This window comes from Pontibacillus sp. HN14 (assembly GCF_021129245.1).
Lineage (GTDB): Bacteria > Bacillota > Bacilli > Bacillales > BH030062 > Pontibacillus.
Window position 1 is genome coordinate 48,192 of sequence record NZ_JAJOLR010000003.1, and the last position, 20,562, is coordinate 68,753.

25 protein-coding genes are annotated in these 20,562 nt (G+C 44.0%); 10 read left to right on the forward strand and 15 right to left on the reverse strand.

What is annotated here, in order from left to right:
* Window positions 1–355: 355 nt before the first annotated feature.
* Window positions 356–1,426 carry a M42 family metallopeptidase gene (locus LQ226_RS11315; protein WP_370635490.1) on the reverse strand — a complete coding sequence of 357 codons (1,071 nt, stop codon included), beginning with the start codon at window positions 1,424–1,426 and terminating at the stop codon, window positions 356–358.
* 216 nt (window positions 1,427–1,642) lie between these two features.
* Window positions 1,643–2,182, reverse strand: coding sequence for a hypothetical protein (locus tag LQ226_RS11320; RefSeq protein ID WP_231418020.1), 540 nt, complete (start codon window positions 2,180–2,182; stop codon window positions 1,643–1,645).
* 317 nt (window positions 2,183–2,499) lie between these two features.
* Here LQ226_RS11320 and LQ226_RS11325 point away from each other — a divergent pair, with 317 nt between their 5' ends.
* The 3 genes from LQ226_RS11325 to LQ226_RS11335 all read left to right on the forward strand — a co-directional run bounded on the left by LQ226_RS11325 (window position 2,500) and on the right by LQ226_RS11335 (window position 3,747).
* The gene (locus LQ226_RS11325; protein ID WP_231418021.1) at window positions 2,500–2,688 is read left to right on the forward strand and encodes a hypothetical protein; all 189 of its coding nucleotides are present in this window, start codon (window positions 2,500–2,502) and stop codon (window positions 2,686–2,688) included.
* A 130-nt stretch (window positions 2,689–2,818) separates the two neighbouring features.
* The gene (locus LQ226_RS11330) at window positions 2,819–3,127 is read left to right on the forward strand and encodes a hypothetical protein (RefSeq protein WP_231418022.1); all 309 of its coding nucleotides are present in this window, start codon (window positions 2,819–2,821) and stop codon (window positions 3,125–3,127) included.
* A gap of 35 nt (window positions 3,128–3,162) precedes the next feature.
* On the forward strand, window positions 3,163–3,747 hold the full coding sequence (locus LQ226_RS11335; RefSeq protein ID WP_231418023.1) for a hypothetical protein: 585 nt from the start codon (window positions 3,163–3,165) through the stop codon (window positions 3,745–3,747).
* A gap of 573 nt (window positions 3,748–4,320) precedes the next feature.
* On the opposite strand, the gene LQ226_RS11340 is transcribed toward LQ226_RS11335, so the two are convergent.
* Complete coding sequence (locus tag LQ226_RS11340) at window positions 4,321–6,117, reverse strand: S9 family peptidase (protein WP_231418024.1); 1,797 nt, start codon at window positions 6,115–6,117, stop codon at window positions 4,321–4,323.
* A 150-nt stretch (window positions 6,118–6,267) separates the two neighbouring features.
* Between LQ226_RS11340 and LQ226_RS11345 the strand changes: the two genes are divergently transcribed.
* Window positions 6,268–6,843 carry a hypothetical protein gene (locus LQ226_RS11345; protein WP_231418025.1) on the forward strand — a complete coding sequence of 192 codons (576 nt, stop codon included), beginning with the start codon at window positions 6,268–6,270 and terminating at the stop codon, window positions 6,841–6,843.
* 90 nt (window positions 6,844–6,933) lie between these two features.
* On the opposite strand, the gene LQ226_RS11350 is transcribed toward LQ226_RS11345, so the two are convergent.
* The 6 genes from LQ226_RS11350 to LQ226_RS11375 form a co-directional block, all read right to left on the reverse strand.
* Complete coding sequence (locus LQ226_RS11350) at window positions 6,934–7,980, reverse strand: hypothetical protein (RefSeq protein WP_231418026.1); 1,047 nt, start codon at window positions 7,978–7,980, stop codon at window positions 6,934–6,936.
* Window positions 7,967–8,524 carry an RNA polymerase sigma factor gene (locus LQ226_RS11355; RefSeq protein WP_231418027.1) on the reverse strand — a complete coding sequence of 186 codons (558 nt, stop codon included), beginning with the start codon at window positions 8,522–8,524 and terminating at the stop codon, window positions 7,967–7,969. Before LQ226_RS11355 ends, LQ226_RS11350 begins: the two co-directional genes overlap by 14 nt.
* 479 nt (window positions 8,525–9,003) lie before the next feature.
* Window positions 9,004–10,257, reverse strand: coding sequence for a metal-dependent hydrolase family protein (locus LQ226_RS11360; protein ID WP_231418028.1), 1,254 nt, complete (start codon window positions 10,255–10,257; stop codon window positions 9,004–9,006).
* 15 nt (window positions 10,258–10,272) lie between these two features.
* Entirely contained in the window at window positions 10,273–11,469 is a 1,197-nt protein-coding gene (locus LQ226_RS11365) for a hypothetical protein (RefSeq protein ID WP_231418029.1), read from the reverse strand.
* Window positions 11,470–12,303: 834 nt separating this feature from the next.
* Entirely contained in the window at window positions 12,304–13,341 is a 1,038-nt protein-coding gene (locus LQ226_RS11370; RefSeq protein WP_231418030.1) for a phosphotransferase enzyme family protein, read from the reverse strand.
* A 103-nt stretch (window positions 13,342–13,444) separates the two neighbouring features.
* Entirely contained in the window at window positions 13,445–13,639 is a 195-nt protein-coding gene (locus LQ226_RS11375; protein WP_231418031.1) for a hypothetical protein, read from the reverse strand.
* Window positions 13,640–13,852: 213 nt separating this feature from the next.
* Between LQ226_RS11375 and LQ226_RS11380 the strand changes: the two genes are divergently transcribed.
* Both LQ226_RS11380 and LQ226_RS11385 read left to right on the forward strand, forming a co-directional pair.
* Window positions 13,853–14,323, forward strand: coding sequence for a hypothetical protein (locus LQ226_RS11380; protein ID WP_231418032.1), 471 nt, complete (start codon window positions 13,853–13,855; stop codon window positions 14,321–14,323).
* A gap of 39 nt (window positions 14,324–14,362) precedes the next feature.
* Window positions 14,363–14,635: a hypothetical protein gene (locus LQ226_RS11385; protein ID WP_231418033.1), complete on the forward strand. Its 273-nt coding sequence runs from the start codon at window positions 14,363–14,365 to the stop codon at window positions 14,633–14,635.
* An 87-nt stretch (window positions 14,636–14,722) separates the two neighbouring features.
* Here LQ226_RS11385 and LQ226_RS11390 read toward each other — a convergent pair whose 3' ends face one another.
* Together LQ226_RS11390 and LQ226_RS11395 are read right to left on the reverse strand one after the other, a co-directional pair.
* Window positions 14,723–15,136: a hypothetical protein gene (locus tag LQ226_RS11390; RefSeq protein ID WP_231418034.1), complete on the reverse strand. Its 414-nt coding sequence runs from the start codon at window positions 15,134–15,136 to the stop codon at window positions 14,723–14,725.
* 94 nt (window positions 15,137–15,230) lie between these two features.
* Window positions 15,231–15,725, reverse strand: coding sequence for a DUF3221 domain-containing protein (locus tag LQ226_RS11395; RefSeq protein WP_231418035.1), 495 nt, complete (start codon window positions 15,723–15,725; stop codon window positions 15,231–15,233).
* Between the two features lie 181 nt (window positions 15,726–15,906).
* Between LQ226_RS11395 and LQ226_RS11400 the strand changes: the two genes are divergently transcribed.
* Both LQ226_RS11400 and LQ226_RS11405 read left to right on the forward strand, forming a co-directional pair.
* On the forward strand, window positions 15,907–16,410 hold the full coding sequence (locus tag LQ226_RS11400) for a hypothetical protein (protein ID WP_231418036.1): 504 nt from the start codon (window positions 15,907–15,909) through the stop codon (window positions 16,408–16,410).
* A gap of 145 nt (window positions 16,411–16,555) precedes the next feature.
* Window positions 16,556–17,116: a hypothetical protein gene (locus tag LQ226_RS11405; protein ID WP_231418037.1), complete on the forward strand. Its 561-nt coding sequence runs from the start codon at window positions 16,556–16,558 to the stop codon at window positions 17,114–17,116.
* Between the two features lie 44 nt (window positions 17,117–17,160).
* On the opposite strand, the gene LQ226_RS11410 is transcribed toward LQ226_RS11405, so the two are convergent.
* The 3 genes from LQ226_RS11410 to LQ226_RS11420 all read right to left on the reverse strand — a co-directional run bounded on the left by LQ226_RS11410 (window position 17,161) and on the right by LQ226_RS11420 (window position 18,192).
* Entirely contained in the window at window positions 17,161–17,346 is a 186-nt protein-coding gene (locus LQ226_RS11410; protein WP_231418038.1) for a hypothetical protein, read from the reverse strand.
* Window positions 17,347–17,470: 124 nt separating this feature from the next.
* The gene (locus LQ226_RS11415; protein WP_231418039.1) at window positions 17,471–17,671 is read right to left on the reverse strand and encodes a helix-turn-helix transcriptional regulator; all 201 of its coding nucleotides are present in this window, start codon (window positions 17,669–17,671) and stop codon (window positions 17,471–17,473) included.
* Window positions 17,668–18,192 (reverse strand): DUF6773 family protein, encoded by a 525-nt coding sequence (locus LQ226_RS11420; protein WP_231418040.1) that lies wholly within the window; start codon window positions 18,190–18,192, stop codon window positions 17,668–17,670. The genes LQ226_RS11415 and LQ226_RS11420 overlap by 4 nt, the downstream gene beginning before the upstream one ends.
* A 330-nt stretch (window positions 18,193–18,522) precedes the next feature.
* Here LQ226_RS11420 and LQ226_RS11425 point away from each other — a divergent pair, with 330 nt between their 5' ends.
* On the forward strand, window positions 18,523–18,699 hold the full coding sequence (locus tag LQ226_RS11425; protein WP_231418041.1) for a hypothetical protein: 177 nt from the start codon (window positions 18,523–18,525) through the stop codon (window positions 18,697–18,699).
* Window positions 18,700–18,789: 90 nt separating this feature from the next.
* Here the strand turns inward: LQ226_RS11425 and LQ226_RS11430 are convergent, their stop codons facing one another.
* Complete coding sequence (locus tag LQ226_RS11430; protein WP_231418042.1) at window positions 18,790–19,065, reverse strand: hypothetical protein; 276 nt, start codon at window positions 19,063–19,065, stop codon at window positions 18,790–18,792.
* A gap of 215 nt (window positions 19,066–19,280) precedes the next feature.
* Between LQ226_RS11430 and LQ226_RS11435 the strand changes: the two genes are divergently transcribed.
* Window positions 19,281–20,501, forward strand: coding sequence for a hemolysin family protein (locus LQ226_RS11435; protein WP_231418043.1), 1,221 nt, complete (start codon window positions 19,281–19,283; stop codon window positions 20,499–20,501).
* The last annotated feature ends 61 nt before the right edge of the window (window positions 20,502–20,562 follow it).

Sequence of the window (20,562 nt, forward strand, 5' to 3'; positions counted from 1 at the left end):
GGACAACTCGCTTTCCTGCGGGGAGCTGGGAAGCCTCCTCAGACGGCAAGCCGTCTTCCGGGGTCTCCCCTAGGCTCCTTACCCCGCGGGAGTCTCGCAGTCCCCCATCAAACCCAACCAAAATATGGAGTAACGGACCTACGTATTTCACGCTTTAGAACCCTCTAAAAGGTCAAGGCTTGATTCCGTTCTTACTATCAATAAGGTGGGACAGGAAAACGAGTGGTTTCCAGGCCCTCCTTACGCTCATAAAAATGTAACGGAAATCTCCTCTCAGCTTGGCTTTTCTTACTAAATAATATATAAATACTTAAAAACCCGGTAAGTCTCTACGAGAGACTTACTGGGTCTTGGGTTAAAAGGCGAAGCTTGTTTGTTCGTCGTTGTTTTTTATGAAGGCGAGAAGGAGCTTTTCGACAGCTTTTAGGTCTTCTAAATCGATCACTTCTACAGGGGCGTGGGCATAGCGGGATGGGATGGATAGGACGCCTGTTGGGACGCCTTTATTGGCTAGGGCTACGGCGCCTCCGTCTGTTCCGATTCCTGTGAAGAGTTCTGGTTGATAGGGAATCTCCTCTTCCTGAGCTAGCTGGATGAAGTGTTCTTTGACTGTCGGATGAGCGATTAAACTCATATCGAGGACCTTCACACCGGCTCCATCTCCAAGGCGGAGGGTGTCGTCAAGCAACGGTTCTGGTGTGTCACTTGTTACCGTTGCGTCAAGGGCAATGGCGACGTCACAGTCGACCTGTGCCATGCCTACTTGAGCTCCGCGAAGGCCTACTTCTTCCTGAACGGTAAATAAAGCGATCACTTCCCCTGCAAACTGTTGGTCCTGAAGAGATTGCATCAGATTCATAAGAACCGCACAGCCTGCGCGATCATCGAGGGACTTCCCAACATAGCGACCGGTTTCTTCATCACCTAAGTACTCTAGCTCTGACGCCCAGGTGATTGTACTGCCAACATCAATGCCAAGCTTTTCGACTTCTTCTTTCGACCGAGCTCCTACATCAATATAAAGTTCATGATGCTTTCTGACGCGACCGGCCTCATCAAACTTCTGATAATGCGCCGGGATGGTGCCAATAACCCCGCGCTTTAATCCGTACCGACCTTTGACCCGCACTTTTTGAGCAAGTAAGATTCGATCATCGTGGCCTCCAAGTTTCTCAAAACGAAGAAGACCATTTGATTCAATCTTCTTCACAATAAACCCTACTTCGTCCATATGAGCGGTGACGAGCACGGTCGGTCCTGGTTTCTCCCCCTTGATCCGTGCTGTCACATTGCCGATTCCATCCACTCTCACATCCTCAGCAACAGATCTCATTTCCTCTTGTATGTAATAGGATACCTCCTGCTCATAACCACTAGGTCCATGCAGTTCCGTTAACGTCTTTAACACCTTATCCAATATAACCACTCCTCCCCAATGAATTAGGAAAAAGTATAATCGTTCTCACCACTCCCCGCAACCCAAAAGAATCATACTACGTGCCTGACACCCTGCAATGCTCTAAAGGACTACTGCGTGTCTGACACCCGTCGTTGCTTTAAAGCAATGACGGGTGTCAGACACGCTTCACTCTCCTAAAGCATTAAGAAACCCCGTTAAGGTCTAAGCCTTAACGGGGTTATGTTATGCGTCTGCGCTTTGGTTCCCATCGTTGGTCTTCCCGATTAGGAAGAAGATGAGCACGAGTGCTAAGACGTACATATATACGTTCCAATCATCATCTGCGAAGTCAAACGCATCGACGAACAATTCGAATCCGAATGCGATCGATAGAATAATGACGCTGTAAGCAACACCGATCCATCTTCCGAAATACAAGACTAATAGTACACCCATAATAAGAGCCGTGACGGCACTCCAAGGCTCTTCTATTTCAAGAACCGTTCCGCCGATGGCTTGATCTGTGTAATAAGTCACAATCGTGATTACAACAGGTAACAGATAAGCACCGTAGTAGGCGAATGATTTTCCAGTCTCTTCTCGCCCACCGAAAGTCCGACCTGCCCATATGTACAGAATCGCTGCTACTACATATCCAATGATTTCATAGATGGATAGTTTAATCGATCCATCTAACGCAGCGGAAACAAACAGAACGCCGATGACGCCCATAAATACATGTACAAATTTTTCGAACCAATTCCCCTGATTCGATCGTGCCATAAGCCTGTTCCTCCTCAATTCTATAACCAGTCCTTCTCCAGAAATCCATCAGACCCCCACTATAAGAGGACCTCATCCCTTCAAGAGATCTTTGTTATCCAATCCTACCTTGCCTTTTATCTCTCTACTTCAGATAAATCTAGCAAAAAAGGTACATACAAATTATAAAGAGGAAGATCTTGTATGACAAGAACCATTTTTCACCGCAAAAATCGTCAGAAAAAAGAAAAGATTAATGACCTCGTAATCTTCCCGTTACCTTCTGTACATCCTCTTCCCTTACGGTAAAAGAAGAACATAGAGAGAGGAATGAGAAAATGAAACTCATCAAAATAATACTCGAAGTGATTTATGTATCGGCCGTAGCCGGAATACTTGCTGGGACATTCGGCTTTTCCCCGCTAGAAGAGGTACGAACTGAGCTCTTAATCATCGCCTGGGTCTTCTTTATGACACGATTCATTCTCGGTAAGCTAGAAAAACGAAAAACTATTCGGGAAAACTAAATTCTATGACGCAGAAAAAAAGAGGATCTCCCCCTACCTGGAAGGCTGATGGTCCTCTTCCTCCCGGCCTCTCCTCCCCTTTCAGGCCAATACAACATTGAAATCCGTTCCATAATTTGAGAACATTGCGATGGAAATGTTACATATTTTTGGGATTAAAGATTCAACTTTCCAGCATTTTTCGATTTCCACTTTATCTATAAAACAAGAACGTATCCATGTCCTTACTGAAATCACCGATGTTCCGAGCGATTATTTTCTGAGCGATCATCTGGTCACCTTTATTCTCAAACACATTAATTTATCTGAACTACTTCTTTATCATAGGAAGCCTTTCAAAAAATATAACGCAGTTCATCAGACAAACATTCGATTCATTGATTACCGATGGCTGCCAATTCCAACCGGGACTGTTCTAGCCGTTATCATCACCTATTAAGCAAGTAAATTCAACTAGAGGAAGGAGCATCATAGATGAAAAAATGGATCCCCATACTCATACCAGTATTTTTCCTATTTGTTCTATTTAACTATTATTTAGATGGGTACCGATTTACCGCATTAAGCGCGGCGAAGGATCACCCTTTCCTGAAGGAAGATGCCACCTTAATCGAAAAGGACAAGATCGGGTCTTCCTATGTTTTTATTTTTAAGAGCGATAAGGAAGAGGTGTTTCAAACCGTACTCTCCGAGAAAGCGGGCTGGTTCTTCCAGAGCAGCGTTTCCACCCACACACCGTATCGCTCGGCTAACATTCAAACCATCGGAGCCATGAGCTTCACGAATAAACAAGAATCCGGAACCTTACTTAGCGTCGTCTCAAGCGATGACGACGTGTCCTATATCGAAGCTGGGGCTCCTAAGGATAGTAAGAAAAAAGAAATCCATCAAGGCGAGCGAGTCACATTCTCTTTCCCCTTCAGCGAACAACCCAACCAGCTCCACCCCGTTGCTTATAACGAAGAAGGAGAAAAGCTTTATTATTACGGCTACCCGAAAGACAAACAGTCCATAAACCCAAACGACCTCCAGTGGTACAAAATGGAAAAAACATCCTAACAAAAACGCTCAAGATCCTGTGTAGGGATCTTGAGCGTTCGTTTGTCTAGGGAGGTTGCTTAAAGTGGCGGAACCAATGGCTATAGTGTCAGGACTTAGGTCTCTAGTGGCCAGACGACTGTTTAAAGCGTCAGGACTGCACACCAGCTTGTCCGGATGGAGGACTATAGTGGATGGACCAACCACATAACTGGCAGAACGCCGACCTATAGCGGCCGGACCAACCACATAACTGGCAGAACGCCGACCTATACTGGCCGGACCAACCACATAACTGGCAGTACGCCGAACTATACTGGCCGGACCAACCACATAACTGGCGGAACGCCGAACTATACTGGCCGGACCAAACACAAAACTGGCAGAACGCCGACCTATAGTGGCCGGACCAAACACAAACCTGGCGGAACGCCGACCTATAGTGGCCGGACACAGCCCTAAAGCGTCCGAACCCCATCTCATCGTGGCGGATTAACCAAAAATAGTGTCCAAACAAGCACCCGGCCTGGGTCTTATTGTCGGAACAACAGCCACAGCGTCGAGACCCCAAACCACGCCGCACACAAAACCAACTTACCTTGTCAGCACACCCACATGTTGTTCAAAGAACTGAAGCACTTTCTGGTACACAAGAATCTCGTTTGCTTTTTTCGAGAAGCCGTGTCCTTCGTCCTCCAAAACAATGTACTCTACATCCCGGCCTTTTTCTTTCAAGGCCTCTACAAGCTGATCCGATTCCGCTTGAACGACGCGGGGGTCTTTTGCTCCCTGGATGACGAGCATTGGTTTTGTCATAGAATCAATGTACTGAATAGGAGAGTCCTCCGTTAGCTTCTCTTTATCCTCAACAGGGTCGCCAACGAACTGGGCCATAGCGGGCTTCCAGTGCTCGGGCACAGAATTGATGAAGCTGAACAGATCGGACGGACCGAAGATATCGACCACGGCTTTGAAATAGTCTCCGTTTCGGCCGTGCAACAATAGCGCCATATAACCGCCGTAGCTTCCGCCCATTAAGAAAATTTTGTCACGAGAAGCGTAGCCTTGATCAATTAACCAGTCTAATCCCGCTACGTTATCAAGGCGAGGCCCATGGCCCCAGTCGCCCTCCACTTGCTTCATAAACTGGAGTCCATAACCCGTTGAGCCTCTGAAGTTCGGCGCAAATAGCGTATATCCTGAATAGACAAGAAATGAGAACAACGAACGGAACTTCGCTTGCTCGGAGGCTTGAGGTCCCCCGTGAGGCCACAAGATCACATGGCCATTATCCACATCCTGTTTCGGACGGTATAAAAGCGCCTCAATTGGCAGGCCATCATAGGATGGATAGGTCACAACCTCTGGTGTAGCCAGTTCTTCTTCTTTCACACCAGGCACGCCGAAGTTCGTAAGCGATTCCCATCCTTTCTCAGTCTGCTTGTAAAGATTCATGGGTACACTCGCGCTGTTACCCCGAATGTACAACCTTCCGGAACGAGCCACGACAAGCTCATCAATGATCGTAACCGGTGTTTCGATTCGTTTGCTACTCTTTGTTCCTAAATCATAAGAATACAAAAAGGACTGCACACCCTTTTCGCTGACGAGATACAGGGAATGGGTCGCTTTGTTGTATTTCAATTGGGTTAATTCTTCTTTCTCCACCTCAAAGACGCGTTCAAACGTCTTCGTTTCGATATCAAACTTAGCTAAATAGGAAAAATCACTTTCATAGTTTGTCAGCAAATAAACTTCTTTCTCTGACACAAATACCGCTTCAGACACGGTGTGCTGCTGATCCGTTTCAGGTGTAAGGAGGAGATCCTCTTCACCAGACTTCACATATGCAAGGCTGTACGTATTGGCAAACATCTTTAAATAGAGGAACTGTTTCTCCTCTGGACTTTTATCGATCAAGACCGTCATGGCCTTTTCCCCGTGGACAAGCGTTTCTTCCTGGCCTGTCTCAAGGTCGTACACATACCCTTTCATACAGGTCGGGTCTTCTTTTGTAGACGTGTAGTACAGGCGCTTCCCGTCGTCAGAAAGAAGCGGAGCAAGGTGCTTAGCCCCTTCCGCCATCCGGATTGTTTTCAGCTCGCCGCCCTCTTTCGGGATCGCGTAAATTTGCCCGTTCTCATCGCCATCTTCATCGACGACCGTCAGGATAAACTCCCCGTTCTGATCATAAAGAAGAGCATGACTGCTCTGATTATGGAAGGTTAAAGGGTATGGAAATGTATTCGGCAGATCCATGGCCCACACATTGTAATGGCCGTTAAGATTGGTGCTCAAAATTACCTGCTTCTCATCAGGACTTACAGCAAACGTCTGGATTCCATACGTTTGAAAGAATTGCTCTACATCTGGCTTTGGAAACGTTAGCATCGTTCTATTCCTCCTTCAGCGATCTCCTTCATCATTTCGACCCGCACCCATATAATTCCTCCTCACTTCAGAAGAAGTCATTTTGTTCCTATACGTTTTTTGGTAAGATAAACACTGTCAATTACATACAATTTGGAGAGTCGGTACCCAATGAAAAAATGGATTCTACTTTTAATTCCCGTCGTCCTCTTGATCACCTTCTACAAGGTGTACGCTGACGGCTATCGTGTAACCGCCTTAGGCGCTGCTAAAAGCAATCACTTTATCGCTGATGACGTGTCGCTGATCGATCACTATAAACTAGGTTCAGATGACGTTTATTTATTCAAAAGCGACAAAAAAGAGGAATACCAAACCGCCTCAGCCACGAAATCTGGTTTCCTTTATACAAGCAGGGTCTTAGTCTATTGGCCTTATCATGAAGATGAAATCGAGACTGTTGGCTGGCTGAGCAGCTCTTCGGGTACGTTACTAAGTGTTGTTTCTCACGATGAAGACGTTGCGTATATTGAAGCAGGGAATGGGACAAATCGAAAGAGAATAGAAACCGAAAAGGGAAAGCGCATTACATTCACGTTCACTCCAAAAAACCGTTCGAATAACCTAAACCCCGTCGCGTACAACAAAGAGGGTGAAAAACTGTACTATTATGGCTTCCCTGAAACTAACACGCCTCACCAAAGTACAAAGGATATAAAATGGCATAAAGTCGATTCAGAGTCCTAATAAAAACGCTTGGGTAAGGAAGTGACCCAAGCGTTTTTGTATGTCGTCGTTTTTATAAATTTGTAGGGGGAGAACGATCCTTAATTAAGTTTACTTTCCATTTCCCTTGCTTAAGTTTTCAACCTCAATACCTTCTTCCTTTAACTCTTTCCACCCTATCACCATATCCTTATCAAGCGTTACCTTTTCCAGATTGGGCATCTCTGCTAACTTTGCTACGCTTCCATCTGTAATGAATGCATTGGATATTACTAGTGTTTCTAAAGACTCTAGTGTGAGTATGGTATCAATCGGAAGCGCAACTCCTTTTAATGTTAAGGATCTCAACTGACCCATGGATCGGATCACCTCTAGATCTTTAGAGGTTAATTCTTCAAAACCATTCGATTTACTCTTTTGTAAAGTAAGGTCTTGTATGTTTGCTAATTTTTCTACATTAACTGAAGCTGGATCAACCTGAATAGAATCTGCTATTGATTTCACTAATAAAGTTGAAGCATCTAATGGATAGAGGCGATTCTCTACAAATTCCCCATTCTCATAAACCATGCCATTCGATTTGTAAGATAGAGTAGCTATATTTTCATCTTTATCTAAATACAGTACATCTGCACTAGCTGCCTGGTTTTGATCCCATGTAATAACCAAGACTACCCCTACATCACCTGAAAGGAAAGTATCTTCATTTATTTCTATCCTTTCCAATTCCTTATAGTCCCCTAATCGGTGATATTCTGTCTCTTCTAAATAACTTTCTTGCCCCATATAAGAGACCCCTTCTCCAAATTGTCTCGCTGCCTCTTCCTTTGTCATGTTATAAGAAAAACTCGTTTGAATGTCTGCCACTACCGCACTTACTTTTTGGAAAGAGACTCTTTTTTCTTTCTGCTCAACCTTTGTGACGTTCTCACTTCCTCCTTGGTCCATATTTATATAAGAAGAGATTATTACCACAACCATTAGCATCAGGAATACGGTCGCAACTTTCGGAAGTATAAACATTTTCTTACTAGATTTTTCTTCCTCCGCCCCTTCCAACCATTTGTAAAATCTCTCTTTATCCTCTGAAGTAACTTCAGTGTAAGAACCAATATACTCGTCAAATGCTTGTTTTACAGGCTGGTTAGTTCTCTTCAAAATAGTCACCTCCAAGCTTTGATTGAAGCTTCTTTTTCCCTCTCATGATTCTTGATTTTACAGTGGATTCCTTAATGCCAATGGATTCACTAATCTGACGAATACTAAATGATTGATAGTATCTTAAAACAAAAACTTCTCGATACTTTATTGGTAAAGACATGATTGCTTTAACAATCTCTCCTTCTAATTCTTTTTCCACCACTCGTTGTTCCGGAGAGGCCTCTGTACTCTTATTAGAAAGTTGGTCATTATATGTAGTGAAGATTCGATGAATGGGTGACTTTAAGTAATCTTTACACTTATTAATCGCAATACGGTAAAGCCATGTTTTAAAAGACGATTCCCCTTTAAATAAATGACTATTTTTATAAACGCTAATAAGGAATTCCTGAAAAATATCCTCAGTTTGAGCACCGCTTTTAACATAGGTGTAGATTACACTCTTAATATTTCCTCCATAATCATTGAAAACTACTTCAATAATCTCCTCTGCGGGTAATTCCTTCAATTGTTCATAACGATTTGCTTGTTCCCTCTCCACTTTTACCCTCCCTATACTCCTTTTCTATTTAGACGATTCCGTTTCTAAAAAGTCCCATTTTTGTTTTGCTAATTCTTTTTTACTGGAAATATATATTTGATCATAAGCAGAAAAATAGGACTTCCGTTTTCACGGAAATCCTACGTGCAGATTAAAGTTATATGGACTCATCAACTACTTGAACGAGACATATACTAGTTCCTATTTCTAATATTCGTATAAATCATAAACGATACCAATATAAAAAAGACAATCCCCACACCAAACAACAGACTGATCAAACCACTCATAGCATCACACTCCTTGCCCTGATAGGTAAAGAATACAATTACCAAAAACTTCATAATAAGTGTACCACAACAACCTCCTATACCTTTCAAAAATCATCATGACAAAACAACCATTTCCCCACAAAAATAGGGATGCAAAATCATAGTCGATTCGCACCCCTAAATGGCTTGTCTATTAAACTTTCTCGATTAAACGCTCACTGGCTTCTTCAAACGATCTTTCTCCACTTTTCCATCCTTCATAACAAAAGCGATATTGTCCTGCTTTTCTAAATTTCGAATGTTTTTCAGCGGATTGGTTTTTGTGATGATAAGGTCTGCGAGCTTGCCTTCTTCTAGCGTGCCAAGTTCATCGCCCCAGCCCATGCACTCAGCCGCTGTTTTAGTCGTGGCTTTGATCGTGTCTTCTGGTGACATTCCTGCATCCACCATCAGGCCAAGTTCGCGAAGGTTAGTGCCGTGACGCATCACGCCTGCATCAGTCCCCATGGCGATCTTCACGCCGGCTTTGTACGCTTTCTGGATACTTTCTTTATGCTGCTCGTACACATCTTTTGCTTTCTTTGCAGCGTATTCTGGAATCTTATCGGAACGCTCACTAGCTTCAATCACGGATAAAGGAGCCAGTAACGTCGGAACAAGATATGTCCCATTTTGAAGCATCAGTTCAATCGCTTCGTCATCGAGGAAAATCCCGTGTTCAATTGAGTGGATCCCTGCACGAACCGCGTTCTTAATTCCTTCTGCCCCTTGAGCATGAGCCATCACCTTCGTTCCACGGCGATAAGCTCCTTCTTGTACCATAACGCGGAGTTCTTCTTCCGTGTATTGCGTGAACTCAGGATGGTCTGTCGGACTGAAGACGCCACCTGTTGCGTGGACCTTCAATACATCCGCTCCTGCACGTAAAATCTCACGAGACTTCTTACGCACTTCCTCCACACCATCACAGCGTCCATCAGGCATTCCCGGATAACTCCTCTGGGAATTATCGATTCCAGAAAGCATCCATTTATCCCCGTGACCGCCTGTAATCGTCATCGGGACAATGCTTAGCTGCATGCGAGGGCCTTCTGCGAGACCTTTTTCCACCGCATCTTTTACACCTGCATCGGTGAAGCCACAGTCGCGGACAGTTGTAATGCCAGCATCCAAAGTCTTCTTCATGTTATGAACCGTTTTGTAAAATTTAAGAGAAAACGGCTCTTCCACCGTATCATTGCCGTCTTCTAGCTCGAACATTAAATGCACGTGCGTATCAATCAGCCCGGGCAATACGTATTTGCCATCCGCATCGATGACCTTCCCTTCACTCGGCTCAGGGAGCTGGCTCGGCTGACCAAGCGCTTCAATTCGATTATCACGAATGAGAATGTCCTTCTTCACCGGTTCCCCGCCTGTTCCATCAATGACTGTTCCATTCTTGATTAGCGTTAATTCCATTTCTAGACACTCCTCTTACAGTAGTTTCACTAAGATACTTGCGATGATGATCGAAGCAGACGATACAGACACGAACCCGCCGATCAACATCGGAGATAAGATATCATCAAAGATTGCGTTTTGCTCCTCTTCCGTCTCCCCAACACTACGGCTTACCTCTTGAGCTAAAAGATAATCCGCCGGGAATCCGTACAGGGCCGTTAGCGCAACGGAAATCCCTTTATACGGATGCCATTTTAATAGTTTCGAAGCGATAAATCCGCCAACAACAAGACCCGCTGTTCCGATCGCAATAATAGATACGATCACCGGAAGCACGTCCCAAATTTGAGCAGGCGTCACATCAGCAAGCGAGCTCAATACGATTAAAAGCAAGCTGACCATCGCAAGGCCAAATGCGTTCGCCTTCTCCAATGCCTTCGGCGGGAAAATACCAAAGTAAGACCCGGCAATACCTAGAATTAGTCCATAAATACTCTGGTGAACCCCAGTTACTTCGCCCAGTCCATAAGCAATCGTACCGGCAATTAAAATCATGAATAACAAGATGAACGGACTGTCTAAATAATGCTTCGGTAACAGATAGCGCTTCTCTGATTCCTGCTCCGTCGCCTCCACTTCTTCATCTTCATAACTCGCATCCGCCGCAACAGAAGCTGCCATATGACGCTCCGCTGCGCCTGACTCTTTAAAGTGATACGCATATTTACGTAATAAGAACGACGTAACCGGCATCCCCATAATCTTTTGTAAAATATACACACAAATCGCGATCGTAACGAGGTTCTCAAAGCCCATTTCTTTAAGCGCATCAGACGTGACAAGGTAAGCAATTAATCCGCCCGTAAGAGGCCCAGCCCCCGCTAACGCCGATTCAAAGTCAAAGAAGATCGGGATGACAAACAAGATTAATAGAACCGAAAATAAAAGACCAGCTAGTGAAATCAACACCGCTTTATATTGCTGCTTCAACCCTTCAAGCGGCACCGTCGTCCCTAAATGCACAAGCAATACCGGGATCATGACCGTACCGATTGCGGTTAATGTGGATGATTCAATAATATTCGATGGAACCACTCCGGATTGAACTAATAAATAGAAGAGCACCGATGCCACCAATAAACTCGGAAGCTTCGCCCGGGTCTTAAACGACACCATCTCTCCAATGGCCAAAACGCCCACCATAATTAAACTTGCTACAACTGCGTTCATTCGTTCCACCTACTTTCAAAGAATATGTATAAAGACGATCTTTGGAATCCTTCCCAAGGGGGATTCCGTTAAAAAGAATATGATGTTGAGTATAGTAGGTCCGGAGTTGCATGACAATACTTAATTTTCAGAAAAGAAAGATAAAAAGTCAGTGGGGTGCGGGGCAAGGCGGGGGAGCGGGTGGCTCAAGTTCGCGATTCGTGGCTCGAGTGCGGAGCGGAGGGCTCAAGTTGGCGCGGCTTTGGCTCGAGTGCGGAGCGGGCGGCTCAAGTTGGCGCGTCGTGGCTCGAGTGCGGAGCGGACGGCTCAAGTTGGCGCGGCGTGGCTCGAGTTTGAGCGATTTCGGCTCAAGCACTATTTTTAACGACGCGAGTCAGCGCCCGACGGCTCATGTCGGAGCGGAATGGCTCGAGTTCGACGGGGGTGGCTCAAGTCCGGCACGGACGGCTCAAGTTGGCGCGCTACGACTCAAGTCCGGCGCGCGCGGCTCTAGATGGCTTGAAATGGCTCGAGTTTGAGCGATTTCGGCTCAAGCATTGATTTTAACGACTCAAGTCAGTGACCGACGGCCCAAGTCGGGGCGGAATGGCTCAAGTTAGGAGCGAACGGCTCGAGTGCGCGCGCTACGGCTCAAGTCCGGCGCAGGCGGCTCGAGCTCGGCCCGGCCGGCAGCGCTCGACGGCCCAAGTCGAGCCATAACGGCTTAACTCAGCTCCCACCGGCTCAAGTCCACAACAAAACGACTCAACTAATCCCCGCCCGAGCCACCAACAACATGCCCAAACCAAAAAGAGGTGATTCCCCATACAGGAATCACCCCTTCCTAGCAACTCATCACTGAACCTTCGCTGCCTCTCCTAAAGCCCGCTGATAAATCTTTTCGTAATCCAGTTCAATCAGTGGTTCATCCCGAACGATTCGATCGCGGATGCCGTCTACTAGTTGTTGTTCTTTCTCATTTCGATTCTCTGGTTCCCATTTCTTTTGAAATACGGTGTACAGCTCAATATCCCGAAGCTTCAAGAAGGATGGAATCTTCTTAATCCAGTCAAGATCGAGTCGGTTCTCCTTAAGATAGCCGACTAAGAAATCATACAAGACTTCTTCTCCGTACGCAGACCGAACGGAAAGGGCGTCCTCACGATGCTTCCACCAGATAGGATAATAGACAGGAATCGCGATGTCGCTCACATAAAAGTGATACGTACTATCATCAAAATCAAAGATGTGAATGTCGCCTTCATGATAGAAGAAGTTCCCCGGGTGGATGTCTGAGTGAATCAGGCCGAAACTTTCTTCTGTTTCAGGGAAACTCTGCAGTTCACGGACCACCTTTTCTCCCTCCGCGATAATCGCTTTGTCCTTATTTTGATCTAAATACTTCGAAAAGGTTAGAAGATCATCCTCATCCCACCGGTCTCTCTTATGATTGCCAGCTTTATAGCCTTTTGTCACTTTATGCATGTGGCCAACTGCTTGCCCCCAGCTCTGAAACAATTCAGGCCCAAACCGCTCATCGTCCATCTTCACTAAAGTCCCGGGTGCTTTATCGAACAAACAGATAGAAAAGGAAGACCCTTCTACTCCTATCTCCTCCACGAGCTCCCCATGAATAGAAGGATAGGCCACCGAAACGTTCGCGCCATTTTTATGTAGGAAATTCACCCATTCTAACTCTGCCTGTATGTCCTCCCCGCTGCGGTGAGAGCTGTGCGTTAATCTTAAAATATAAGGCTTCCCCTTTTTATGCACTTCATAGATATAATTCTCAAAATCTCCACGCTTCTCTGCTTCAGCACTCGTTGTGCCGAACCGATTCGCCGCTTCTTCTAATAACGATTCGCTAAATAATGCATCAATCCACTGTTCCATTCCTATCACCTTTTCCCTTTCATCTACACTTCCTAGTATTCGATTTCTTAAGAGAAATCCCTTTTTCTCCACCAAAACAAAAGACGATGAGATCACTCACCGCCTAGCTATTTTTCAGTATGAGAAAGACGACAAATGTAGAAATGTAAACTGCGAAAAGCCCCATCATATACCAATTTGAACGGCGCCCTTTTCTTATTAGCCCTTCCTTTAAACCATACTTAATCAGATTGTTCAAAAATAAGATAAACGTTGTAAATAAGCAAATCATCGAAACGACTAGTAATGCTTCCTTCATATGAACCCCTCCCCTTTGTGAAGATCTATTTCCATCATACAAAACAGAGGTTAATGGAGCGGAAAAAGGAGTTTAAGATGAGTTTAAAAATAATCCGATATGAACTGAACTTTACCAGTTATTCTCCTTGCCATCTGCACCAAAAATGGTAAAATTATACTCAAAACTTCCGTTACCCTGACCGGAACCTATTTTCAAGAAAGGAGTCGTTCTATGACAGAACAAGAACTGAAACGGTTGCGGCGTAAACAGCTGATAGGAATCAACGTATCTTTGATCGCCCTGACAGTCGGTGCCAGCATCATTTTTTCTTTCTTCACAACGGGAAAACAATTTCACCTGTCTCTCTTCCTCATCATCTCCATTTCGTTCGTCTTCACCTTATATAGAAGAATGACGGGGTTTGATGGATGGGGAAAGGATATGAAAAAACTGAAAGAATACGAGCGAAAGCAATTAGGGACGAGTGCTTATAATAAAGAACTCAATCTCTCTTTGATTGCACAAGGTTTTCTGGTTTTCGTGATGGGCCTTCAATACGTTGAAGAAAGCGCGCAGTCTCCTTTTTTCTACAATAATCTGCAGACCTTTATGTTCGTATTTCTTATGATTATCCTCCCTCTAGCCACCTGGAGAGAGTTATCTCGAGCCAGGAAGATGGATCAAAGCCATCAGAACGGATAGGGAATACAAAGCATAAATGATAGAAGGTGGAAGAGTTGAATGAATAAGAATATACAGGCATTCTCTATAATATTTTTAGGTGTATGTATTGTTATAAGTTCGTGGTTTATTTCTGATGCTTTGAAGACGAAGGATCGTGAAGTTGTTGAAAAGCCAAATGAGAAAGTACAAAACGAAAACCGCTACGAACATATCGTGATCGTTAATGATTATTTTAGAATTTTTGATAAACAGACAGGTGATTATTGGGAAAGCATAGGCGGTGGAGATTGGAAGAAATATACGCCCCTATCAAACTCTAATCAGCAATAATTCCTTTACTATTGGGTTGTTTGATGAATCAGCCAACATAAAAAATAGACGCTTAGGTGTTTTTCACCTAAGCGTTCTAAAACCTCTTCACTTTTCCAACACCTCATAATCCTTCGTTTTCGACACCGCAATGCCATTCCGATCCGCAAATCCCACTAAATCCTCAAACACGTTCTCTGGAGCGAAACGAGAGATTCTCAAGTTCATCCCTTTCTTAATCTGAACGACCGCTCCTTTTGTAGTCCAGCCCACTCGCTTCAATGTGATATGAGAGATTTGGTCTGCTGTTTGTTCTCTTTTGTAGATTCGAAAGTTGAAAAAGCTGACCTGGAATGTCAAAGATCGTTCGTTCATTTCAAGTTTGAATGTCAGGCAGATGCAAAATAGAATAACGAGCGCAATCACTAGTTGAACGTAAAGATCGACCCAAGTAATTGACCCCACTGCGATCGCAAGGAAAAATGCCAACACTCCTCTTTGAGTTCTGGCCGTGTAGGTCATTTCTTCAACTCCTCTCTCATCCGGTTCTTTTGTTTAAGTTTATCATAATTTTCCATCTATTTCCTCTAAACTTTTTATAATCACAATACATCTTTCACTTTTCATCCTCCACGGTCACCGTTTGGGTCTCATAACTTTTCGTATCCTTTAAAATAACCGACCATTGATTTTGATCATACTTAATAGATTGCACTGTAAAAAGGCTTCTGTCCCTCTCCACCTCATCTAACGCATGGCGAAGGGCTTCTCCCTCTGAAATGGTGGCATCTTTTGGAGTCGATCGGTTGTGCAACTCTATTTTTCCTACTGTCGCCTGACCGGGATAAGAAGTTTCGAGTCCTCCCTTGAACCAAAGCGCGATACGATCTCCTACCTTGATATCATTTGGCGCATCCTTTGCCCATACCGCATCGTAGAACTCCTCATTCCCACCAAGATCCTCAGACTCTGGACTTACGACAAGAATTTCATCGCCTTTCTTCTCCATCACATATCCTGCTATGTCTGAACGCTCGCCATAACTCTCACTAGAGCAGCCGCCCAGAATCAGGAGTATAAGACCCATTGCGAGAGTCAATCGATAAAACATCCGTCTCCCCCCTTTTCTATATTGGACGTTACAGTTTGGGAGGAGTTGCAACGATTTTAGAGTTTTTGATTAAACATTGCACGGGAAATGTTCAGTTTTGAATTCTTAATTGGATATTTATGTTAATATACTTGTAAAGACAAACTGCCTTGCGGAAAAAAATAGAAAGAGGAGGAGCGTCTTGAAGAAATCTATCATTCCTTTCATTTCGATAGTCGTCTTACTAACAGTCGGGAGTTACGTTTTTGCAAAAATAAATCCCCCTTTGGCATTGGCGGACGGTTTGGCCTATCAAAAAGGGAAAAAGGTCATATTATTGGAAGCAGGCAACCAGTACCCTTTCGGTGATATTAAATTAACGGACGTTTTAGTAAATGAGAACCTCAAGCCTTCTGAGGCAAAAGTACAGGTTAGCCATCCTACAAACGGCTTCATCATCACCACCGATTTTAATGGTAAAGAGGCTGAAGAATATCACTTTTTAAACCTAGAAAATGCCAAGCTAAAGCCGAATACCCATCCTCAGAAACAATTAGATAAGCTAAACGAAGGTACCCTTACAGATGATGATTTAATTTATGCTATTACACTGGGACATCAAAGTAGTATTGAGAAAGTAACGATTAAGTATCAATGTTTAGGGATCCCCTATGAGAAGATTGTAACGACTGAAACACCTGATTAATAAACTTTCCTGACGTTACGTGGATAAGGCAGCGATCGGGTTAGACACCTGAGCGTTTTTTATAAGACAATCCTTCCACAAAACTCCGAAACCTCCCCTCCTCTAAAAACGTATAGAGACTAAGACCAAAATCAGGAGGGTTCCTATGAACCAAGCAGAAATTCATCGACTCCGGAAAAAGCAATATCTCATTGCCAACCTATGGCTTATTCTTATCCCAGTTATATTCGGAATCTTTTCCATGCAGGACGTTACTTTCAAACAATTTTACTTCGGTTTAATGATGCTTCTTTTCCTTGCATTCGCGATTGAACTGGTTCGATATTTCACCCGTCGGTACGCTTTGACAGAAGACATGCAGAAATTACTGGAATATGAACGAGACCAGCTTGGTGCCGAAGCGTTTCAGAAAGAACGAAAGCAATCCCTTTTCACTCAAGGGTTCTTATTCGTCGTTATCGGACTTCAATTTCTGATGGCCGATCGTGATCCTTTTCTGTTCTCCGAAACCATGTGGTGGGTACTCGTGATTCTTATGCTCATTCTAATCCCCACAATAAACTGGAGCATGCATGCCCGCGCGAAGAAAATTGACAGCGGGAATGCAGACTACAAAGCGCTCAACAAAACCATGCTTATGATCGGTATCATTACGTTCGCATTAACCTTTATTCTAACGCTATCGATCGTTTTCTTTTTCGCCTAATGGGTAAAAAAAGCAGAACGGCCTTTGATTAGGTCGTTCTGCTTTTAACGTTTATCTGAAGTTTTCTTTTTATAAATAGCTATAAAATCAAGCGCTAATAAAACAACGCCAGCGATCAGAAAGAAATACGCTAACGCCACCTGATCGCCCCAGTATGTATACGCCTGAAGAAACGAAAGCACTGTCACAAAAAAGGCGAGATACAGTTGCGTTGCCGAAAGATTCTTCATAGACTCACCTGCCTTACGTTACCAGATTGGCCTGCTCCTCAATCACTTGAAGTCAGAGATCCTCTTGATCTCCAACTTTTTAATTATGATATCTGCTAGCAGAACTCTAACTCAGTCCTTTCGACTATTCCGGCTCCTGCCAGAACAACTCATCCAACGTCTTCCCTAAAGCCCAGCAGATCGCAAGGCACAGCTGTAGGGTCGGATTGTATTTGCCCAGTTCAATCAAACCGATTGTTTGACGAGAGACCCCCACCTTTTCTGCTAATCCTTGCTGGGATAAGTCGTACTCCACCCGAGCCATTTTTAATCGCTTATTCTTCACATTTCATCACCGTCATCCTCATCTTCTAGTTGTTTCTCGATTGTTCGATCGCTCTTTCTCTTAGCGAGCATAGGCATGCTGACGATGATAAGAAAAAGGGGCAAGTAAATGATCAGTCCTCCAAACAGGCTTAAGAAGAAAAACAGAACCCCCTCGCCTGTGCTATCCGCGTATTCGATCACACTACGAATCCCAAACAGCGAGGAAATTAGTAACCCAGACAGAATACCGCCCCACAGGTATTTCTGATCATGGCTCACTCTGCTTTTCTGATCATGCGTTTCCACTTCGTAGGAATAGATCCCAAGTTTGGATGCCCGGATCAAATAATAAGCCCCTCCGGCAATGGCAATCATCAATTCAGTCCCTATATTGGCTTCTACAACACCTTGCTGGTACACCTTTAACGCCACTGATAACCCACAAACAATCAATACGACCATGTACATTTCTTTATACACCTGGTTTTGCAAGTTTCGTACCCGCTCATCCTGCACCCTGCCCGGATTAAACAATCCCATCCAACTCCCCCTTATTTCCTTCTTCTTACATTATATAATAAATAAGTCTTTTTGCAACATATATATTGCATTTAGTCGTTTATGATGTTCTTGGTTAACAAAATAAGAGCAGGGTTAGGGAAAACTCGTAGTTGAGAAAAGGTTTTTGATGCTTAGTAAGAATGTAATATAGTGTAGGAGATCACTAAATACCAGCATCCACACCCTACCTGATTCCGCCCCGTTCGAGCAGCGGATTTACTTACCGTGAGGGAAATGGACATAATAGGGAAAAGGGCTCTTCAACCCTTTCCTGAATCAAGTACGGTGAATAAAGAGAGGAGAGTCATTATGAATAGTAGAATTAGACTTGAACAACCAGAGGATTACAGAGTCGTTGAGGAGCAGGCCCGGGAAGCTTTTTGGAACTTATACTTCCCTGGTTGCCACGAACATTACGTTATTCACAATATGAGACAACACGAGGACTTTTTGAAGGAGCTTAACAAGGGGCGAATGCTACATTAAGCAATCGCCCCATTAGTGTGAAAATAGTAATCAAAGTTTAACACTATCATTTCTTTCAATTGGCACATAGGGAATCCTCACACCTTATCTTTACAAATCTACCTCTTCCAAACTATATACATCTTCACGAAACAGAATGAAAAAGCTCTCCTTCGACCCCTCCTTAAAATAAATCTCCGTCCCCACCTGGAACAAGTTCGCTTCATTAATAACCTGTACCATCGTATCAGGAGAATGGTGTTCAATCTCCCCGTAATAATCTCCTAGCTTATCTTCAGAAAGGCTCGTCTTTTCAGCACGATACACCTCTCCCTGTTGGTTCCTACGATTCGAAATAGGACTTACATTTGGATATCTATTCAACACAAAAGGAACTTTTTATAAGCTTCTATCGTACATACTAAAAAGGCTTTCCATAAGTAAATGCAGAAAGCTTTTCTTCAATCAGGAGGCGGATCGTCACCTTTCAGCTTCAGACAAACACGCATGCCCGGTCGTCTTCATTTCTTTTCATAACTGAATTTGATATAGTTGTAGAAGTATTTGAATTTGAACGGAACAGGACAAGGAGGAACAGAATCGTGCTCATCGCGATTATTATACTGATTTTCGTCTCCGCTTTCTTCTCAGGGAGCGAGACCGCTTTAACCGCTACAAACCGAATGAAATTACAAACCAAAGCCAACAACAACGACCAAAAGGCCGAGAAGTTATTGAACCTCGTTTCAAAGCCGAGTGAATTTATTACAACCATTCTGATCGGAAACAATATTGCTAATATTCTGCTGCCGACCCTCGTCACGATACTCGCTGTGGAATATGGTATTAACGTAGGGATCGCTTCTGCTGTCCTGACGGTTACGATCATTATCTTCTCAGAAGTCATCCCGAAATCCTTCGCTGCAACCTATCCTGATAAGATTGCGACAACAGTGGCGCCGATTATCCGCTTCTTCATTATCATCTTTAAGCCGGTCACGATCGTGTTAAATAAACTGACCGATTCCTTAAACAATATCTTAGCAAAAGGAAAGCAAGAAGAAGCATCGATCTCTAAAGAAGAACTTCGCACCATGATCGATATCGCGGGATCTGAGGGAACGTTTAACGAGGAAGAATCAAGCCGTATTAAAGGTGTATTTGATTTCCATAACTTAAATGTAAAAGACATCTTACAGACACCGCGCGTCGATGTCGAAGCCATACCCCATTCCGCTACGTTTGAGGAAGTAAGAGAAATCGTCATGCAGCACCCTTACACGCGCTATCCTGTGTACCGGGATGATATGGACGACATCATTGCTGTCTTCCACTCGAAGTATCTCCTAAACTGGGACGCCGACAGGGACCAATCGTTAAAATCGTTCTGTACTAACGATCCTATAGTCGTTTATGAATTTCAGCAGGTGGATTTAGTCTTACAAAAGATGAGCCTTCACAAACAGCACATGGCAATTGTGTTGGATGAATACGGTGGAACTGAAGGCATTATCACCCACGAGGACCTGATTGAGGCGATGATCGGAATCGAGATCGAGGATGAATTAGACCCAGATGATGACGCCATTGTCGAGAAAGTGTCCGACACTGAACTCATTTGTGACGGAAAAGCGACCCTTTACCGAGTCAACGCCGTCTTTGACACCGATATTCCAGAAGATGAAGACGTGCTAGCCGCTTACATTTTAAATGAACTCGATGACCACCCTCAGGAAGGATCCGTGCTAGAGCGAGAGAACCTGACCTTTAAGATCTTAGAGATGGAAGGCCGTTCTATTAAGAGAGTGCAGATTATAAAATAAGTTACAAAAGGCTTAGAGACGGCGTGGTCTCTAAGCCTTTTTTTGCTGGACTGGACTCGGA

Coding starts and splice junctions, on each gene's coding strand:
- LQ226_RS11320 (WP_231418020.1), bottom strand. CDS start 2,182: ATGGCACGATCGAATCAGGGGAATTGGTTCGAAAAATTTGTACATGTA.
- LQ226_RS11325 (WP_231418021.1), top strand. CDS start 2,500: ATGAAACTCATCAAAATAATACTCGAAGTGATTTATGTATCGGCCGTA.
- LQ226_RS11330 (WP_231418022.1), top strand. CDS start 2,819: ATGGAAATGTTACATATTTTTGGGATTAAAGATTCAACTTTCCAGCAT.
- LQ226_RS11335 (WP_231418023.1), top strand. CDS start 3,163: ATGAAAAAATGGATCCCCATACTCATACCAGTATTTTTCCTATTTGTT.
- LQ226_RS11340 (WP_231418024.1), bottom strand. CDS start 6,117: ATGCTAACGTTTCCAAAGCCAGATGTAGAGCAATTCTTTCAAACGTAT.
- LQ226_RS11345 (WP_231418025.1), top strand. CDS start 6,268: ATGAAAAAATGGATTCTACTTTTAATTCCCGTCGTCCTCTTGATCACC.
- LQ226_RS11360 (WP_231418028.1), bottom strand. CDS start 10,257: ATGGAATTAACGCTAATCAAGAATGGAACAGTCATTGATGGAACAGGC.
- LQ226_RS11365 (WP_231418029.1), bottom strand. CDS start 11,469: ATGAACGCAGTTGTAGCAAGTTTAATTATGGTGGGCGTTTTGGCCATT.
- LQ226_RS11370 (WP_231418030.1), bottom strand. CDS start 13,341: ATGGAACAGTGGATTGATGCATTATTTAGCGAATCGTTATTAGAAGAA.
- LQ226_RS11375 (WP_231418031.1), bottom strand. CDS start 13,639: ATGAAGGAAGCATTACTAGTCGTTTCGATGATTTGCTTATTTACAACG.
- LQ226_RS11380 (WP_231418032.1), top strand. CDS start 13,853: ATGACAGAACAAGAACTGAAACGGTTGCGGCGTAAACAGCTGATAGGA.
- LQ226_RS11385 (WP_231418033.1), top strand. CDS start 14,363: ATGAATAAGAATATACAGGCATTCTCTATAATATTTTTAGGTGTATGT.
- LQ226_RS11390 (WP_231418034.1), bottom strand. CDS start 15,136: ATGACCTACACGGCCAGAACTCAAAGAGGAGTGTTGGCATTTTTCCTT.
- LQ226_RS11395 (WP_231418035.1), bottom strand. CDS start 15,725: ATGTTTTATCGATTGACTCTCGCAATGGGTCTTATACTCCTGATTCTG.
- LQ226_RS11405 (WP_231418037.1), top strand. CDS start 16,556: ATGAACCAAGCAGAAATTCATCGACTCCGGAAAAAGCAATATCTCATT.
- LQ226_RS11410 (WP_231418038.1), bottom strand. CDS start 17,346: ATGAAGAATCTTTCGGCAACGCAACTGTATCTCGCCTTTTTTGTGACA.
- LQ226_RS11420 (WP_231418040.1), bottom strand. CDS start 18,192: ATGGGATTGTTTAATCCGGGCAGGGTGCAGGATGAGCGGGTACGAAAC.
- LQ226_RS11425 (WP_231418041.1), top strand. CDS start 18,523: ATGAATAGTAGAATTAGACTTGAACAACCAGAGGATTACAGAGTCGTT.